Source organism: Psychromonas ossibalaenae ATCC BAA-1528, assembly GCF_000381745.1.
Taxonomy (GTDB): domain Bacteria; phylum Pseudomonadota; class Gammaproteobacteria; order Enterobacterales; family Psychromonadaceae; genus Psychromonas; species Psychromonas ossibalaenae.
In genome coordinates this window covers 85,097-103,661 of the sequence record NZ_KB906978.1, presented here as the reverse complement: position 1 = coordinate 103,661, position 18,565 = coordinate 85,097, and the positions used below count along the sequence as shown (strand labels likewise).

The 18,565-nt window shown below is 42.6% G+C and carries 14 protein-coding genes; 13 read left to right on the top strand and 1 reads right to left on the bottom strand.

Translation table 11 applies throughout. The features are described 5' to 3' along the window. Positions 1-186: 186 nt before the first annotated feature. The 10 genes from nosZ to G327_RS0108145 all read left to right on the top strand — a co-directional run bounded on the left by nosZ (position 187) and on the right by G327_RS0108145 (position 13,530). Positions 187-2,079, top strand: coding sequence for a TAT-dependent nitrous-oxide reductase (nosZ, locus tag G327_RS0108190; RefSeq protein ID WP_019614277.1), 1,893 nt, complete (start codon positions 187-189; stop codon positions 2,077-2,079). 122 nt (positions 2,080-2,201) lie between these two features. After that, positions 2,202-3,506: a nitrous oxide reductase family maturation protein NosD gene (locus G327_RS0108185; RefSeq protein ID WP_019614276.1), complete on the top strand. Its 1,305-nt coding sequence runs from the start codon at positions 2,202-2,204 to the stop codon at positions 3,504-3,506. 7 nt (positions 3,507-3,513) lie between these two features. Next, on the top strand, positions 3,514-4,434 hold the full coding sequence (locus G327_RS0108180) for an ABC transporter ATP-binding protein (RefSeq protein WP_019614275.1): 921 nt from the start codon (positions 3,514-3,516) through the stop codon (positions 4,432-4,434). Beyond that, the gene (locus tag G327_RS0108175; RefSeq protein WP_019614274.1) at positions 4,431-5,249 is read left to right on the top strand and encodes an ABC transporter permease; all 819 of its coding nucleotides are present in this window, start codon (positions 4,431-4,433) and stop codon (positions 5,247-5,249) included. Before G327_RS0108180 ends, G327_RS0108175 begins: the two co-directional genes overlap by 4 nt. Positions 5,250-5,299: 50 nt before the next feature. After that, a complete protein-coding gene (locus G327_RS0108170; protein ID WP_019614273.1) occupies positions 5,300-5,797 on the top strand; it encodes a nitrous oxide reductase accessory protein NosL in 498 nt (165 codons plus the stop codon). Positions 5,798-6,031: 234 nt separating this feature from the next. Beyond that, positions 6,032-6,409 (top strand): hypothetical protein, encoded by a 378-nt coding sequence (locus G327_RS0108165; RefSeq protein WP_019614272.1) that lies wholly within the window; start codon positions 6,032-6,034, stop codon positions 6,407-6,409. Between the two features lie 252 nt (positions 6,410-6,661). Beyond that, positions 6,662-7,756 carry an efflux RND transporter periplasmic adaptor subunit gene (locus G327_RS24245; protein ID WP_019614271.1) on the top strand — a complete coding sequence of 365 codons (1,095 nt, stop codon included), beginning with the start codon at positions 6,662-6,664 and terminating at the stop codon, positions 7,754-7,756. 36 nt (positions 7,757-7,792) lie between these two features. After that, complete coding sequence (locus G327_RS0108155) at positions 7,793-10,846, top strand: efflux RND transporter permease subunit (RefSeq protein ID WP_019614270.1); 3,054 nt, start codon at positions 7,793-7,795, stop codon at positions 10,844-10,846. Between the two features lie 287 nt (positions 10,847-11,133). Next, on the top strand, positions 11,134-11,757 hold the full coding sequence (locus G327_RS0108150) for an OB-fold-containig protein (RefSeq protein WP_026339261.1): 624 nt from the start codon (positions 11,134-11,136) through the stop codon (positions 11,755-11,757). A 33-nt stretch (positions 11,758-11,790) separates the two neighbouring features. Next, positions 11,791-13,530 (top strand): flotillin family protein, encoded by a 1,740-nt coding sequence (locus G327_RS0108145; RefSeq protein WP_019614268.1) that lies wholly within the window; start codon positions 11,791-11,793, stop codon positions 13,528-13,530. Positions 13,531-13,689: 159 nt separating this feature from the next. Here the strand turns inward: G327_RS0108145 and G327_RS0108140 are convergent, their stop codons facing one another. Further along, the gene (locus tag G327_RS0108140) at positions 13,690-14,166 is read right to left on the bottom strand and encodes an acyl-CoA thioesterase (RefSeq protein ID WP_019614267.1); all 477 of its coding nucleotides are present in this window, start codon (positions 14,164-14,166) and stop codon (positions 13,690-13,692) included. Between the two features lie 416 nt (positions 14,167-14,582). On the opposite strand from G327_RS0108140, the gene G327_RS0108135 reads away from it, so the two are divergent. From G327_RS0108135 to G327_RS0108125, 3 genes are all read left to right on the top strand, one after another. Beyond that, the gene (locus G327_RS0108135; protein ID WP_019614266.1) at positions 14,583-15,953 is read left to right on the top strand and encodes a carbohydrate porin; all 1,371 of its coding nucleotides are present in this window, start codon (positions 14,583-14,585) and stop codon (positions 15,951-15,953) included. Positions 15,954-16,141: 188 nt separating this feature from the next. Then, on the top strand, positions 16,142-17,569 hold the full coding sequence (locus G327_RS0108130) for a sucrose-specific PTS transporter subunit IIBC (RefSeq protein ID WP_019614265.1): 1,428 nt from the start codon (positions 16,142-16,144) through the stop codon (positions 17,567-17,569). A 51-nt stretch (positions 17,570-17,620) separates the two neighbouring features. Further along, complete coding sequence (locus G327_RS0108125; RefSeq protein ID WP_019614264.1) at positions 17,621-18,277, top strand: DUF4328 domain-containing protein; 657 nt, start codon at positions 17,621-17,623, stop codon at positions 18,275-18,277. Positions 18,278-18,565 lie beyond the last annotated feature (288 nt).

The following is an 18,565-nucleotide window of genomic DNA, read 5'->3' as shown; positions in this document are numbered from 1 at the left end:
TGCCCGATAACAAGTATAAAAACAATCATTAGAGATAGATATCAAGGAAGTATAAAGCAGAAGTTTATTGGTCTGCTAAAGTCTTTAATGAGATTTTTAATATCGAGTCTAGCTTTAGAAGTATGCGTAGTAATAAGGCGCTAGGTTAATCACAGTCATATACAACAACAGGATGGAGATGTAAGCATGAGTGAAGATAAAACGGATCTACCACAAGAAGAGACACTGCCGAATGCAGAAAGGCGTAAGTTTTTTGGTAAAACAGCTGCTATTGGTGTCGGGGTAGCCGCCGCACCGATGACTGCTGCTATGTTTGCATCGATGGCAAAAGCGCAGGCTGCTGAAGTTGACAATAGTCCTTTTGTCCATCCTGGCGATCTTGATGAATATTATGGTTTCTGGAGCGGCGGTCACTCAGGTGAAGTGCGTATTATGGGACTTCCATCAATGCGTGAGTTAATGCGTATTCCTGTTTTTAATATCGACAGTGCGACGGGCTGGGGATTAACCAACGAAAGTAAACGTGTTAAAGGCGACAGCGCACACCTTTTAGCCGGAGATTCTCATCATCCGCATATGAGTATGACTGACGGGCATTACAATGGTAAATACGTTTTTATCAATGATAAAGCCAACAGCCGTGTTGCACGTATTCGTTGTGATGTGATGAAAACCGATAAGATGATCACTATTCCGAATGTGCAGGCTATTCATGGTATGCGTGTACAGAAAGTACCGTACACAAAATATGTTATCTGTAACAGTGAATTTGAAATCCCAATGGATAATAACGGTAAATCTACGCTGGAAGATGTCAGTACTTACCGTTCTTTATTTAATGTTATTGATGCAGAATCAATGGAGGTTGCTTTTCAGGTAATGGTTGACGGCAACTTAGATAATACCGATGCCGATTACGATGGTAAATATTTTGCCTCTACCTGTTATAACTCTGAAATGGGCATGACACTGGGAGAAATGATTTCTGCTGAACGTGATCATGTTGTTGTATTTAATCTGGCTCGTTGTGAAGCTGCAGTCAAAGCGGGTAAATTTAAAACCTATAACGGTAATAATGTTCCTGTAATAGACGGCCGTAAAGGGTCTGATGTCACTCGTTATATCCCAGTACCAAAATCCCCGCACGGGTTAAATACTTCTTCAGACGGCAAGTATTTTGTGGCTAACGGTAAGTTATCACCAACGGTTTCAGTTATTGCTATTGATAAATTAGATGATCTGTTTGCTGACAAAATCAAAGGTCGTGAAACAATTGTTGCTGAGCCTGAATTAGGCTTAGGTCCACTGCATACCGCCTTTGATAACCGCGGTAATGCTTACACCACATTATTTCTGGACAGCCAGATTGCGAAATGGAATGTGGAAGATGCTATCAAAGCGCATAACGGTGAAAAGGTGAATTATATCCGCCAGAAACTCGATGTGCATTATCAGCCGGGTCATAACCATACATCTCAAGGTGAAACTCGTGATGCGGATGGTAAATGGCTGGTTTCACTTTGTAAGTTCTCTAAAGACCGCTTCCTGCCGGTTGGACCTCTACACCCTGAAAATGACCAGTTGATTGATATCTCTGGTGATGAAATGAAGTTAGTGCATGACGGCCCGACATTCGCTGAACCCCATGACTGCATGATCGTGCACCGCAGTAAATTAAAACCTAACCGTTTATGGAGCCGCGATGATCCTCTTTTCGCAGAGACCATTGCAATGGCTAAAAAAGACGGTGTTGATGTGATGAGTCAGAACAAGGTTATTCGCGACGGTAAAAAAGTGCGTGTTTATATGACTTCCGTTGCGCCTATTTTCGGATTAAATGAATTCAAAGTGAAATTAGGTGACGAAGTAACCGTTGTGGTGACCAATTTAGATATGGTCGAAGATGTAACCCATGGTTTTTGTGTGACCAACCACGGTGTACAGATGGAGATTGGGCCGCAGGCGACTGCCTCAATTACCTTTATCGCCGATAAACCCGGGGTGCAGTGGTATTACTGTAACTGGTTCTGTCACGCATTACATATGGAGATGCGCGGCCGTATGTTAGTTGAAGCCTAACAGCTGAGACATTGAAAAGTGAGCAGGCCTGCTGCTCACTATAAAGTTATACTTTTCTAAACCGGGTTCTTTGTTTTGCTGAGCAGTACAGAGAATCCGCCTTATTCAGGATACATAATCATTTGAATATAAAAACAGCTTTACTGACTGCAATATTAAGCTTGTTCCACTGTTTTGTTTCTGCCGCTGTGCTGCAGGTGGATAACGGTGATTCTCTGCAGTTAACATTAGACTCAGCATCAGACGGTGACAGTGTTATTGTAAATGCTGGAGAATATACAGGTAACTTTGTTATTCGCCATGCTGTTACACTTCGCGGTAAAGACAATCCCGTTATTAACGCTTTAGGTAAAGGTCATGCGCTTACATTATTAAATTCAAATATAAGCATAGAAAATCTTACTATCATTAACTGGGGCGATGATTTAACCGAACAGAATTCCGGTATCTACTCAGATAAAAAATCACAGAATATCAGCATAAAAAACAACAACTTAAAAGGTGACGGATTTGCTGTATGGGTACAAAGAGCAGACCAAGTTTTAATTGCAGACAATCGTATTGAGGGCAACCCGGCGCTGCGCTCTGCCGATCGGGGCAACGGTATTCAGTTATCCGTGGTAACCAATGCGCTGGTTGTCGGTAATAATGTCAGCTTCACGCGTGACGGTTTATATATCATCTCCAGCCAGGACAGTGTATTGCGCGGCAATACTATGCACGATCTTCGTTATGGTGTGCATTATATGTACTCTCACCATAATAAAGTATTAAATAACCAGGCTTACAATACGCGTGCAGGTTACGCCTTAATGAGTTCTAAGTATCTGACGGTGATGGGCAATAAAACCAGTAATAGTGAAGATTACGGCATGCTGATGAATTTTATTACTTATTCAGATATCAGCTATAACCATATTCAAGATGTATGGACCCGCCCGGAAAACAAAGTATTAGGACGTGAGGGTAAGGGCCTGTTTGTTTACAATTCTGCTTATAATACAATTAGTTATAACGTTATCAATACGACAGAAATTGGTATCCATTTAACCGCCGGCTCTGAAAAAGGCAAAATATTCGCCAACAGTTTTATAAATAATCCGGTGCAGGTTAAATATGTTTCCAACAGTGAACAGGAGTGGAGTCAAAACGGTATGGGCAACTTTTGGAGTAACTATCTCGGCTGGGATTTAGATAACAGTGGTACCGGGGATACACCTTTTGAACCCAATGACGGTATTGATAAGCTTATCTGGGTATATCCAGAAGCCAAGGTGCTGCTCGACAGCCCGTCCGTACTAATGCTGCGCTGGATTCAGAAACAGTTTCCCATTTTAAAACCATCCGGGGTTAAAGACAGCTTTCCGCTGATGTCTCAACCCGATTCTCAGGTGCCGTCACTGACCTCTTCAGTGATTACAGGATAATAAATTTATGAGTGAGACGATTATATTATTAGAGCAGGTCAATAAGCATTATCAGAAGATTAACGCGTTACAAGATATTGATCTGAGACTTGAAGCCGGAGAAGTGCTTGGACTATTTGGCCATAACGGTGCTGGTAAAACGACCATGATGAAACTGATTTTAGGCATTATTAAAGTATCTGCTGGAAATATATCGGTATTTGGTCTGGATCCTTTAGATAAACAAGCCTGGGCGAGCCGTAAAAAAATAGGTTATTTACCGGAAAATGTGAGCTTTTATGATCAGCTTAGCGGCACTGAAGTATTGACCTATTTTGCGCGTTTAAAGTCAGCACCGAAGAATCAGATTGTTGAGTTATTAGAAAAAGTGGGGCTGGCAGATGCGAAAGATCGTGCTGCTAAAACCTATTCAAAAGGAATGAGGCAGCGTTTAGGTTTAGCCCAGGCATTTTTGGGGAACCCGAAACTGCTGCTGCTTGATGAACCGACCGTTGGGCTGGATCCGAGCGCCACCCAGGAGTTTTACAGCAGCGTTGATCAGCTTAAAAGCAGCGGTGCAAGTATTATTCTCTGCTCGCATGTGTTACCCGGAGTTGAGCAGCATATTGACCGGGCAATGATTTTATCTGCTGGAAAATCGGCCGCCATAGGGTCGTTACAGGATTTGCGTGATGCAGCCCAGCTGCCGGTGTCGATTAAAACTAAGGGTATTAACGGTGCACTTAAGAACAATGCTCAGTTGGCTGGTTTTATGGTGGCGCATAACCATCTGTTAGTGCCTGAATCACAGAAGGTACAGATTATCCGGCAGTTAATGGAATTTGAAAATATTAGCGACATTCAGGTCGAAGCTGCTAGTCTGGAGCATATCTATCAGCATTATCTTGCAGATAATAAGCGCTCTATAGAGCAGGAGAGTAAACTATGACCCCTATTCTAGCTGTGGCATTAAAAGAGTTTCAGGACGGTATTAGAAACCGCTGGTTTATCTCTATTACTTTAATTTTTTCGCTGTTGTCGATAGGCCTGAGTTATTACGCTTCGGCTGCATCGGGACAGATTGCACCGCCTTCGCTGTCAACGACCATTGCAAGCTTATCCAGCCTGTCGGTTTTTATTATTCCATTAATTGCGCTGCTACTTTGTTATGACAGTTTTGTCGGCGAGCAGGAGTCCGGCACCTTACTGTTATTATTAACTTATCCAATCAGCCATGGGCAGCTGCTGTTAGGCAAGTTTTTAGGTATGGGCAGTATCATAACTTTAGCAACGGTGCTCGGCTTTGGCAGTGCTGCATTATTACTGGGTTTTAATTCCAGTTTTGCAGCCGTATTGCCTGCATTTTCACTGTTTATCTTAACTTCGATACTGCTTGGGCTGACTTTTGTCGGTTTTGCTTTTGTTATTAGCTTATCGGTTTCGGAGAAATCCAAAGCGGCTGGTTTATCGCTAATAGTCTGGTTGTTCTTTATTCTGGTATTTGATCTAGTGCTGCTGGCGTTATTAATCGGTATTGAAAACGGTGTTAGTCAGCAGGGCTTGGTGCAGCTGATGATGCTCAACCCGGCAGATCTGTTTCGATTGATTAATCTGGCGGCTTTAGATACCGGCGATGTTAACGGTGTATTAGCTGTTGCGGTTAACAGCAGTCATTCAGCGATGACTTTACTGCTGGTGATGCTCGGATGGGTAATTGCACCTCTGCTGGCGGCCATGGCTGTTTTCAGTAAAAAAACAATTTAATAAATTTCAACAATTGAATAAATCTTAAATCTAATATTAAAGGACTTAAAATGAAAAATTTTGTACGTTGTAAAACTGTTTTGATATTCACTTTTTTATCACTACTACTCGGCTGCAGTGAAGCTGATACACAGCAGCAGATGGTAAAGCAGGCTGCTGCTATTGAAAACAGCGATGAATGCCATCTCTGCGGCATGATTATTAATAATTTTCCTGGCCCTAAAGGTGAGATTTTTGAAAAAAGCGCCGAGCAGGCGGTTAAATTCTGTTCAACTCGAGATATGTTCAGCTATCTTCTACAGCCGGAAAATCAGCGTCAGGCGCAGCAGGTTTTTGTTCATGATATGAGTAAAACACCCTGGAACAAGCTTAATGACGAGTATTTTATCGATGCGCGTGAGGCATGGTTTGTGGTTGGTTCAAGTAAAAAAGGGGCGATGGGGAAAACATTAGCAAGTTTCAGTAGTCAGGATGATGCACTCGCTTTCAGTAAAGAATTCGGCGGTATGGTTTATCCCTTTGACGAGATCACTATGGATCTGTTGTAACCTTGAACAGAGTTTCAGTTTTTCCTGATATTTAAAGATTTTTTAGAACTACAAATATCAAAAAAGTGTAAAAATATTTCGGATCTTTACACTTTTTTGCTATTAAATTGGCGCAAATTTGTGCACAATATAGGTCGAATTTCACTCAGGTTCAGAAAAATATTTTCAGTGCCTGAGATTCCCATATTATGTGAGCGTTAATTATATCGTTTTAAACAATAAGGAGAATTGAACATGCATACTCTTCATAATATTCATACTATCCATACTCTTGCCATCCTACCTCAGCAGCAGGTCATTGATTCTGTTGCATTATTCAGTCATGAATTTAACAACCGTAATTTTGATTACATACGTTTTTTAACACAGCTGAAACAGGCTGTTGTAGAATCTCAATTTATGGCTGACCATGATAATTCGATGTGGATGCAGAGATGCGGGTGTGATTTTTTTACTAATCCAAAATTGTTTGTTAACGCGCCGTTAACCTATTTATGTGCTTTTTTGGGGGAGTTATTTAATAATTATGAAGTGAAAGAAATTCAGGAAAAAGTCGACGCATCTGTTATAGAACAAGCTTTATTACGCTTGAATGCCTTTAAACTGCACTAATATCACCGACAGTCGCATTCCAGTTTATTTACTGGGATGCTGATTTAAAGTCTTTATCTGTACCCTTATCTCCTGCCTTGATCTTATATCATTTTATCCGCCGTCTTTTTATTAAATCTTCTGATCTTCAGTCTCTTTTTATATAACCTTATTATGTGATATTCACGAGTATTAAATGATTTCATTCTATTTTTATCCGTTATTTGATCTATTCTTTTTTGATGACTATGACTTTTTTGATAAGGGAATTCGATGAGATATTTATATTTTAAACTGCTGGTGATTATATTTGTTTTTAGCGGCCTTAGCGGGTGCGGTAAAAAAGAAAAAACGGTTGAGGTACCTGATATCAGGCCGGTTAAAACCTTTGTGATTATGGACAGCCAGTATTTAGGGGCTCGTAATTTCCCCGGAGTGATTGGTGCTGTGCAGCATGCGCAGATTTCATTCAGGGTCGCGGGTAAGGTATATAAAATAAATGTTAAAGAGGGTGATCTGGTAGAAAAAGGCGATGTGCTTGCAGAGCTGGATCCTACTGATTTTCAGGTGACACTGAATAATAAAAAAGCGACCTTTGAGCGTACGAAGGCTGATTTTACCCGAGGCTCTGAACTGGTCAAAGACGGTTTTATTTCCAAGACACAATATGACAAAATGAAAGCTGACTTTACTTCTGCTAAGTCACTTCTTAATCAAGCCAAAAACGATCTTAAGTACACCAAATTAAAAGCATCGTTCTCTGGTGTTATCGGTAAACGTTATGTACAGAATCACGAAGAAATTCAGGCTAAACAGGAAATATTCAACTTAAATGATATTTCGCAGCTAGAAGTTAAAATTAATGTGCCGGAAAACCTAGTTAGAATGACCAATGAGGAGACTGCTGATTTTAAGGTTTTCGCTACTTTTCCCAATTCAAGTGATATTCAGTTTCCTCTCTCCTTAAAAGAGCTTGCAAAAACGGCTGATCCGCAGACTCAGACTTTTGAAGCAACTTTTGTTATGTCCCAACCGGATGAGTTGAGTTTACTGCCCGGTATGACCACTAGTGTAGTTATGCAGCATGGAAGTACTTCTGTAGCTGAGGCTGTCTTTTTATTACCAGTGAGTGCAGTAAAAGGGGCTTCTGATCTGTCGCCGACGGTCTTTGTTGTGGATCCAGAAAGCAGCACTATACAAGCGAGAATGGTAAAAGTAGCTGATATGAGTGGTTCTGAAATAAAAGTTATTGAAGGCATTAATATTGGAGATCGTGTTGTTACGGCTGGTATTGCATTTTTACGCGAGGGTCAGAAAGTGACTGTATTACCCGACGTTGAGCAGGCTGATCCGGCCACTGCGCCATAACTGAATTGACGGCATTTACTCACGGAGGCCGATTTAATGAATATTGCACAATACTCAATAGCGAACAAAGTTGTTACCTGGCTGGTGGTTATCATCCTGCTGGGAGGCGGATTTAGCGCCTATGATAAAATTGGTAAGCTGGAAGATCCCGCTTTTACCATTAAGGAAGCAAAAGTTATCACGCTTTATCCCGGGGCAACGGCTGAAGAGGTGGAATCTGAAGTTACCTTTCATGTGGAAGATGCTCTGCAGCAGATGGAGCAGTTAAAAGAATTAAAAATGACGGTTAATCGTCCGGGTTATTCTGAAGTAACTATAGAATTCCAGGATAAATATAAGCTAGATTCTATGCCGGCTATTTATGATGAGGTTCGTCGTAAAATTACTGATATGGAAAATAAACTGCCTCCCGGGGCGATGACACCCATTATTTATGATGATTTTGCTGATGTTTATGGTTTATTTCTTACCCTTTCAGGAGATGGTTACAGTTACCGGGATCTTAAAGACTTTGCAGATGTATTGAAAAAACAGCTGGTACTGGTTGATGGGGTACGAAAAATAGTTATCAGCGGGGAGCAGAAAGAGCAGGTCAATATCTTTCTTTCCCGGCGTAAATTAGCTGAGCTGGGTATTAACCCGGAGCAGATAGCCGCTGTGCTGCAGTCGCAGAATATTGCCAGCCCGGCAGGTAAAATTCGGGTAGAAAGTGACTATATTCGTATTCATCCGACTGGAGAGTTGAAATCAGTCGCCGCAATCGGTGAAGTACTGATTGCCAGCGGAGGTAAGCAGCTGATCCGCTTGAAAGATATTGCCACGATCGAACGCCGCTATATTGATGAGCCGAATATGCTTTATTATCGCAACGGTAAACCGGCTCTTGCCCTGGGGATTTCAATGCAGTCAGGTGTAAACGTGGTTGCGGTAGGAGAGCGTTTAACGGAACGATTTGCAGAATTACTGCCGATAACCCCGGTGGGGATGCAGATTGAGGCCGTTTACGATCAGCCCAGTGAAGTTGATAACTCAGTGAAAGGTTTTATTATCAGTGTTGTTCAGGCGCTGCTGATAGTGGTGGTCGTACTGTTGTTTTTCATGGGAATTCGTGTCGGTTTAATTATTGGTGCAGTACTGTTAATAACCGTAGCTGGTACTATCTGGATAATGCAGATGGCTGGTATGGAGCTGCAGCGTATCTCTCTTGGCGCATTAATTATTGCTTTAGGCATGCTGGTGGATAATGCGATTGTTGTTGCAGAGGGGATGCTGGTACGTATTAAAGGCGGCATGGATGCTTCGGCAGCTGCCGGGGAAACCGTTGACCAGACCATCTGGCCGCTGCTGGGCGGGACCATTATCGGTATTCTGGCTTTTTCCGGTATTGGTTTTTCAATCAGCTCTGTCGGAGAGTTTGCCGGCAGTTTGTTCTGGGTCATCCTGATATCCCTTAGTCTCTCCTGGTTTACTGCCATTACTACAACACCTCTGCTGTGTGCCATGTTTATTAAAGTTGATAAAAAATCGCAGGGAGAAGCGCCTAAAGATCCCTATGCCGGTATGCTGTTTCAGGCTTATAAAAAACTATTGTTAACAGCACTGCGTTTTCGTTGGATAACAGTGACGCTGGTTGTCACTCTGTTTGTATCTTCCTTGATTGGTTTTGGTTATATCAAGCAGGGCTTTTTCCCCGATTCTAATACACCGATGTTTTTCGTTGACGTATGGGAAGTGGAAGGTACGGATATTCGCGATACCCGGGATGATGCTCTTAAAGTTGAGCAGTTTTTATCAGCGCAGGCGGGTGTTGTTTCAACTACTACGGTTGTCGGCGGTGGGGCAACACGCTTTACGTTGGTTTACAGTCCTGAGTCTACGACCACCTCCTATGCGCAGATTATCGTGAAAACTGAGAATAGAGAGCAGATTGCTGCTCTGCAGGAAAAAGTCAGCGAATTTATGCGTATTGAGTTACCCGATACCGAACCTAAGGTTAAAAATCTGCGCATCGGGCCGGGACGAGATGCCAAAATAGAAGTTCGTTTCTCAGGACCGGATAAGAAAATACTGCGTGAGCTTTCCGAGCAGGCTCAGGGAATCATGTTTAAAGACAGTGATGCACGAGATATTCGCGATGACTGGCGTCAGCCGGTTAAAGTTATTCGCCCTGTCTTTAATGAGCAGGTTGCCCGCCAGCTGGGTATCAGTCGTAATGATATCACCGATGCACTGCAGCGGTCTTCTGTCGGCAGCAGTGTCGGTACCTTTAGAGACGGTAATCGTTTGTTAGATATTGTGCTGCGTGCACCGCTTGATGAGCGCGAAGATGTCGCTAAATTAAGTGATATTCAAGTGTTCAGTCAGGTGCTTAACCGTTCAATTCCAATGGGGCAGGTGGTTAGTCATTTTGAAACCGTATGGGAAAATAATATAATACGCAATCGTAACCGTGCACATACTATTATTGCCTCATGTAACCCTAAGCAGGAGTTAGCCTCTCCTCTATTTAACCGGTTACGACCGCAGATTGAAGCAATACAGCTGCCGTCGGGTTATATGCTTGAATGGGGAGGAGAGTACGAAGATGGTGTTAATGCTTCAGAGCCTCTGTTTGCAGCACTGCCCGGCGCTTTTCTGATGATGATAATTACCACTCTTTTACTATTTGGGCGAATACGTCAGCCGTTGATTATCTGGATGGTTGTACCTATGGCGGTTATTGGTATTACTGCCGGTCTGCTGATGACCGGCGGCGCCTTTGATTTTATGGCGTTATTAGGTGCACTGAGCCTGGTTGGTTTACTGATTAAAAATGCCATTGTTCTGATCGAAGAGATAGATCTGCAGAAAGAGCAGGGCAAAGAGCTGTTTCTGGCGATTATCGAGTCATCGGTTGCCAGAATGCGTCCGGTATTAATGGCGGCATCCACCACAATATTAGGGTTAATACCGTTGTTAGTTGATGTGTTCTTTGTCAATATGGCGATCACTATTATGGCCGGGCTTGGTTTCGCAACGATTCTTACCCTGATAATTATTCCTGTTTTATATGCGATTTTCTATAAAGCTGAATATAAGGAGATCGCATAGATCAGACTGAAAGCTGATCATTAGTGAATAACAGCACGCTTGTCCCGCACAGGAGTGCTGTTTTTTGTAATGCCTTTTACTAAACTTTAACTACTTTATTAATTTATCAATCCATGCTTTTTAAACAAAAATACAAATCAGGATTCAAAGCAGGTGTTCATTTTCCTGGATTGTGAGACGGATAGTGATTTCATGAGTTAATTTTGCTATTGTTTTGCTTTGTTTTTGTTTCTTTGCTGGTGCTGCATTTTATCTTAACCGGCAGTTATTTTTATAAGGAATTTAGTGTGTTAGCATTTTTTCTTGCCGATTTTAATCTTCCCTATTCGTCAGCATTAGCTATTGTGCTTGGATTAGCATTTATTGAAGGAGCGGGTTTAATTATTGGATTGAGCCTGGGCAGTTTACTGGATGACCTGCTGCCAATGGATCTTGATATTAACGCAGACCCGAATTTGCCGGCTGGCGGTTTAACCGCCGTTTTAGGCTGGTTATATCTTAAACAGCTGCCGTTTCTAGTATGGCTGCTGCTGTTTTTAAGCGGCTTTGGTATTGCCGGACTGACGCTCAATTTTATTATTAATCTACCGCTTTTTCTCTCTCTGCCGTTTGCACTGCTGGCTGCTGTTTTTATCAGCCGCTTACTGGGTAGACAGATTGCTAGAATAATTCCCAAAAATGAAAGTTCCGCATTATCGAATACCTCTTTTTCCGGAAAATTAGCCACTATTACTATCGGCAGGGCCTCTAAAGGTAATGCCGCTGAAGCGGTTTTACATGATGAATTTAACCAGAAGCATTATGTAATGGTTGAGCCGGAACAAGAGTCTCTAGTTTTTGAACAGGGCACTCAGGTTGTATTAATCGAAAAACTAAAAAGCAGCTGGACTGCCGTCGAATTTACACAATAACTACATTACACATAACTAAAATAAGGATTTTAAATGGAAGCTCTTTTCGGGGAAAACATGTTGTTTATCTTGACCATGACTGGTATTGGTCTGGTTGCTTTAATTACTATCGGTATAGTGTTTGCCAAGCTTTATGTGCGGGCAACCAAAGAGATTGCCTTTGTGCGAACCGGCATGGGCGGGGAGAAAGTTGTGAAAGATGGTGGTGCCGTTGTATTACCTGTTCTTCATGAAACTATCCCGGTAAATATGAACACCCTGCGCATCGAAGTTGAAAAAACCCAGAAAGATGCACTGATCACCAAAGACAGAATGCGTGTTGATGTTAAAGCTGATTTTTACTTAAGAGTTGCACCGCATTCCGAAGGCATCTCTATGGCTGCACAAACTCTAGGTACGCGTACTATGCGTGTCGAAGAGCTGAAAAAGCTGATGGAATCTAAATTTGTTGATGTACTGCGCGCTGTGGCTGCGGAAATGAGCATGATTGAGATGCATGAACAACGCTCTGAATTTGTGCAGAAAGTGCAGCAGAGTGTTATGAACGACCTTGAGAAAAACGGTCTTGAATTAGAGTCTGTTTCACTGACCGGCTTTGATCAGACCGAGCTGAAGTTTTTTAATGAAAGCAATGCATTTGATGCCGAAGGTCGTGCGCGTTTAACTAATATCATTGAGAAAAAACGCAAAGAAACCAATGATATTGAGCAGGAAAATCGCATTTTAATCGAGCAGCGGAATTTAGAGGCTGAGAAGCAGTCATTAACCATTAAAAAAGAGCAGCAGGAAGCACAGCTGATACAAGAGCAGGCGCTTGAATTTAAACGTGTTGATCAGCAGGCTGCGATTGTTAAGCAGCGTGAGCTTTGTGAAAGAGAAGAGCGTGAGGCGGAAATTACCAAGCAGCAGGCCGTTGAGTCAGCTGAAATTGAAAAAGCCAAGCAGGTTGAATTTCAAGAAATTGAAAAACGTAAAACGCTTGAGCAGGCGCGTATTCAGCAGCAGAAAGATATTGAAGTTGCAGAGCAGGACAGACGTATTGCGATTGCTGAAAAATCAGAAGAGGAGTCGGCTGCCCGGGCGAAAGCCGCTGACGCTGAAAAGAACAAAGTAGAAAAAGAGGAAGCGGTTATTACCGCAAAAGAGATTGCGGAAGCAAATCGTAGCAAAGAGATTGATGTCATCGATGCTAAAAAAGTCGCTGAGCGTCAGGCGGTTGGTATCACAGTACAAGCCGAAGCGGATAAACGGGCTGCTGAAGATAAAGCTTCTGCGGTGTTAATTGAAGCTAAAGCGACTGCTGATGCGAAAACACTGCAGGCGGAAGCTGATGAGAAAGTTTTAGCTGTTGAAGCGGAGGGGAAACGAGTTTTATATGAAGCAGAAAATAGTTTACGTGACGAGCAGATAGAGCTGCAGAAGGCACTGGCTATCCTGAAAGTATTACCGGAAATTGTAGCTAATTCAGTGAAACCTTTAGAGAACATTGAAGGTATCAAAATTTTACAGGGTTACGGCAGCGGTGCTGCTAATATGTCATCGGGTGCAGCTGGATCTGGCGGTGCGGGTACTGGACTTGCTGAGCAGATCACCTCTGCGGCGCTTAACTACCGTGCTAATGCACCAATGGTTGATGCTATGGTCCGAGAACTTGGCATGGTTGACAGTAAAGACGGGACACTGAATGATTTGTTAAACGGTAATAGTGCACTGATGCAGGATGTATTAGTCGGCAAAGAGTCAGAGCCTGTAGATAAAATTGATTTAAGCTAGTGCTAATAAAAGAATGCGGCAATGGTTAAGATAACCAGAACTGGCTCTTAATCTTCAAGCAGTATAGGTATAAAAAAAGGAACCTCGGTTCCTTTTTTTATGCGGACAGATAAGTTCTGTTAGGTAGAGTTGTTTAACAGAAAAACAGTCAGTTCAGTCTCATTCGACAAATATCTGCATCTCTTCACCGATTTTTTTACGCATTTCCATCAGTTTTTGGGCTGTCTGATGCTCTCTTGAGTCTTCTTCATTTTCCGGGATCCATTCTGGAATACGCACTGCCTGACCGTGTTCATCGACAGCGACCATCACCACAATACAGTGTGTTGTTAAGCGTCGGTTTAACGATTTAGGGTCACAGGCATTAACTTCCAGTGCAATATGCATTGATGATTTTCCGGTATAAATGACCTTAGCTTTTACTTCAACTAAGCTGCCGACATGAATCGGTGATACAAACCGGATACCACCTGCATATGCCGTAACACAATAACGTCCGCTCCAGCCGGCTGCGCAGGCGTAAGCCGCTAAATCGATCCATTTCATCACTGCACCTCCATGCACTTTCCCGCCAAAGTTTACGTCTAGAGGCTCTGCTAAAAATCGTAATGTGATTTCTCTTTGTGGTTTATCCATTATCTGTAATTCCTCGGCTGTTACCTAAGTGATTCAAGCTTCTGTCTTAAGTTCTGATTAAAGGCGGAAGATCTATGATGCTCCATTTTTCCAGTTAAATTCTAACAAGGTTGTAACAATCTTTATACAAAACTTTTGATGCAGATAGCTCCCCTCTAAGACCGATGGCCTTTTATATTCATTTCACTTTTCCATTGGGAACGCTCTCATTACCCCAAGTAAAGCAAAACATTTAATAGTCAAAAGATCGTATTTGCAGGTCATTTGTTGTACAAAACAAAGATCTTAATCACATTTAACTCATAATGCGCTTGATGAAACGGCTTAATTATTTAAAACTCCTTTTTGCAAACGTTCCCAAAAACGTGCTTTGATGCTGCCAAGGCGGCAAATTAACTAAGAAATGGAGATCTATCATGAAAAGAAGTCTATTATCACTCGCTGTATCTGTTGCTGTTACTTGTTCTAGCGCTGTCTGGGCGGAAGGAAGCAACACTGAGTTAGAGCAGAGAATTGCTAATTTAGAACAGCGTCTGGAGAAATCAGAAAAAACAGCTGATCAGGCCTTAAACAAAACTTCTGCTTTTGAATTTCACGGATATGCACGTGCTGGTTTGTTAATGAATGACAACCTGAATGGTGCGACTGGTACCGGACCGTATATGACCGCAGCCGGTTCTCTAGGCGGGGCGGTAGGCCGTCTGGGATTAGAAGATGATAACTATGTTGAAACAGTGCTGGATCATAAGAGTCAGAAAGAAGACGGCTCATGGTCAAAATACCGCATTATGCTGGCAGACAGTGTTGAAACAAATAATGAATGGACTGGTTCTGAATCACAACTGAATGTACGCCAGGTTTATGCGGAAATCGGTAATTTATCTTCATTCAGCGGCGCATTTGAAAATGCTTCTCTATGGGCTGGTAAACGTTTTGACCGTGATAATTTTGACATCCACTTTTTAGACAGTGATATTGTTTTTCTTTCCGGTACAGGTATCGGTCTTTATGACGTGCAGCTTGGTGAAGACTGGAGAGCTAACTTCTCTGTTTATGGACGTGATTTCGGTGCCATTGACAGCTCAAATACAGATGTTGAAAACTATATTGCAACGATGAATAACCGTATGGGGGCATGGCAGTTGATGTTGAGTGCTATGACTGCCACTGATAATGAAGAAAGAAGTGCAGGCAGTGCTGATACAGGTTTTCATGCAATGCTGGCTTACCATGCGGACAGCTTCTATGGGATGAGTGACGGTTTCTCTAAAACGGGCGTGTTAGCTGGCCAGGGATTAGGGGCGGAACTGAAAGGTATTGGTTCAAACGGCAGTCTTAATGAAGATGCTAACGCAGTGCGTCTGTTCAGTTACGGTGTAACTCGTTTTGCAGATAACTGGCGTATCGCACCAGCTGTTTTAGCTGAATATAGTCAAGATCGATTTGTTGAAACTGATGAGTTCATGTGGGCAACAGTTAATGTACGTCTGGCGCAGGAGCTAACCAAAAACTTTGAAATGGTTTACGAAGGTTCATACCAGTATATGGATCTGGATAACGGTACAGACAAGGCTGACGGTAGTTACTACAAAGCGACTATTGCTCCGACCTTTAAGTTAGATACCGCTGCTGGTTTCTTTGAGCGTCCTGAAATTCGTCTAACGGCTTCATATATTGACTGGAGTGATGAGTTGAATAACTACTCTGTAAGTGTTGCCGACGGTGCAAGTACTATGGGAGAGGGTGGTGAATTTGTCGCAGGTATGCAGATGGAAACATGGTTCTAATTAAGCGCAGTACTGCGCCTTATCCGGCGCAGTAATCCTAGTTTGATAAAGTTAGTTGGTTGTATTCTTTTACGGCGGCCCTGAGCCGCCGCTTTTTGTTTTTATTTTTTGTATTAAAGTTAAATGTACTGCTTGCTGTCTGACATATTGCTGATTAACGAAGCCGGCCTGTTTATTCGGAGAAAGTGATGAATTATACCAAAGTCGCCAGTCAGTTGATCGATATGCTTGGTGGTAAAACTAATATTAAAGCCCTGGCTCATTGTGCGACCCGCTTACGTCTTGCTGTGCTGGATGAATCACTGATTGACGAAAAAGCCATAGAAGATCTTGAAGGTGTTAAAGGTCAGTTTAAAGTCGCCGGTCAATACCAGATTATTTTCGGCTCCGGTATTGTTAACCAGGTTTATGCGCAGATGGCCAAACTAACCGGCCTGGAAGAGATGAGCACTAAAGACGTGGCTTCTGCCGGAACTGAAAAACAAAATATTGTGCAGCAGGCAGTTAAAGGTCTGTCAGATATCTTTGTACCTATTATTCCAGCGATTGTTGCCGGCGGTCTGTTAATGGGGATTTTTAATGTATTAGCTGCACCGGGGTTATTTATTGACGGCAAATCTCTGGTTGATGCCAACCCAGGGCTCGCCGATCTAGCCGCTATGATTAACACTTTTGCTAATGCACCTTTTGTTTACCTGCCTATCTTATTGGCATTTTCAGCCAGTAAAAAATTCGGCGGTAATCCGTTCCTGGGGGCTGCATTAGGTATGCTGATGGTACATCCGGATCTGCTTAACGGCTGGGGATTCGGCGGCGCCAGTGTTTCCGGATCGATTCCTGTGTGGAATATCCTGGGTTTTGAAATTCAAAAAGTGGGTTATCAGGGCTCCGTTCTACCGGTATTAGTGGCTGCCTTTATTTTAGCTAAAATTGAAAACGGCCTGCGTCAATTTATTCCTTCCGTATTAGACAATCTGCTGACCCCGCTGCTGGCTATTTTTATTACCGGTGTGATTACCTTTACCATAGTCGGTCCGTTCACCCGTGATATCGGCTTCTTATTAGGTGACGGTTTAAACTGGTTATACGATTCTGCAGGTTTTATCGGCGGCGCACTGTTTGGTTTTATCTATGCACCTTTTGTAATTACCGGTATGCACCATAGCTTTATCGCCATTGAAATACAGCTGCTGGCGGATATTGCTCTGACCGGTGGTACATTTATTTTCCCTATTGCGGCTATGTCTAATATTGCTCAGGGCGGTGCGGCATTAGCGGTCGGATTCAGCTGCAAAGATGCCAAAACCAAAGGTATTGCTATTCCCTCGGGTGTGACAGCGCTGCTGGGGATCACTGAGCCGGCCATGTTTGGTGTTAACTTAAAACTACGTTACCCGTTTATTGCCGCCGTTATCGCAGCAGCATGCTCAAGCGCCTTTATCACCCTGTTTAACGTAAAAGCTGGAGCATTAGGTGCTGCCGGGCTGCCGGGTATTATTTCAATTCGCCCTGAAGATGTAATGCCTTATATCTTCGGGATGCTGATTTCGTTTACTGCCGCATTTGCCTTAACGCTGCTGTTAGGTGCACGTGCCGAAGCGAAACAAAGTAAATAAACAATAAAAATGTTAAGCAGAAGCACAAGGTGCTGCTAAGGAGAATAGGAATTGTTAAATGTAAAAAATGGATTTAAAAATTCACAAAAATTGACCCGCTGGATCACATATGTACTTTGTGTACAGATAGTGACTGCCGTTTTAGCGGTTATATTCGGTGTATTAGAGTACCAGTTATTATCAGCTTTTCAGGACGGTATTTATACTTCTCTGGAGCAGGCTTTTGCTGCTGGTGAAACTGTCATTGAACTACTGCAGGGCATAGGTATCTTTTCTCTTGTTGCCTTTATTAGCTCTGCACTGTTAATTGTGCCGTGGATATATAGAGCAAATTATACTGTCCGCCAGCTTGGCGCTTTGAATATGACTTATACGCCTGCCTGGTCCATTGCTTATTATTTTATTCCTGTGTTTAATTTATGGAAACCCTACCAGGCAATGAAAGAGATCTGGCTGGCCAGTGCAGATTATCAGGATGACACTTCCAGAAAAGTAAGTGCTGTACTGCCTGTATGGTGGGCTCTGTGGCTGACATCGAATATGCTAGGCCAGTTTATCTTCAGGTTATCAGCAGAAACACAGACCCTGTCTGAATTAATTAATTTAAATATGCTGTCGCAAGTTTCAAATGTGCTGGATATTCCTCTGGCGATAGTGACGCTGCTGATGATAAACAGCATTGAGTCTATGCAGAACCGCTGTAAGTAAGCTGTTTATTTGGACGGCTGCGGCCGTCTCTTTTCTTGAGTCTCCTTCTTTTCCCCCCTAATGCAGTCTCTGTAAAATACTGCAGTGTTCTTCTTTACGCCTTTGGTTTTACCTTTGTAAAATACCGCTGTATTTTTCCTGTTTCTGCTTCTCTCTTATTAAAACTGTTATGTTTTGTTTTATTAAAGGACAGTTTTTCCTGCCTGTAATTCTCTGTTAAAAACGGAAGCTGTCGCTAATATCTGCTGAATAATAAATCTGACGGGGTAGTGCGGGAATATTCGCAGA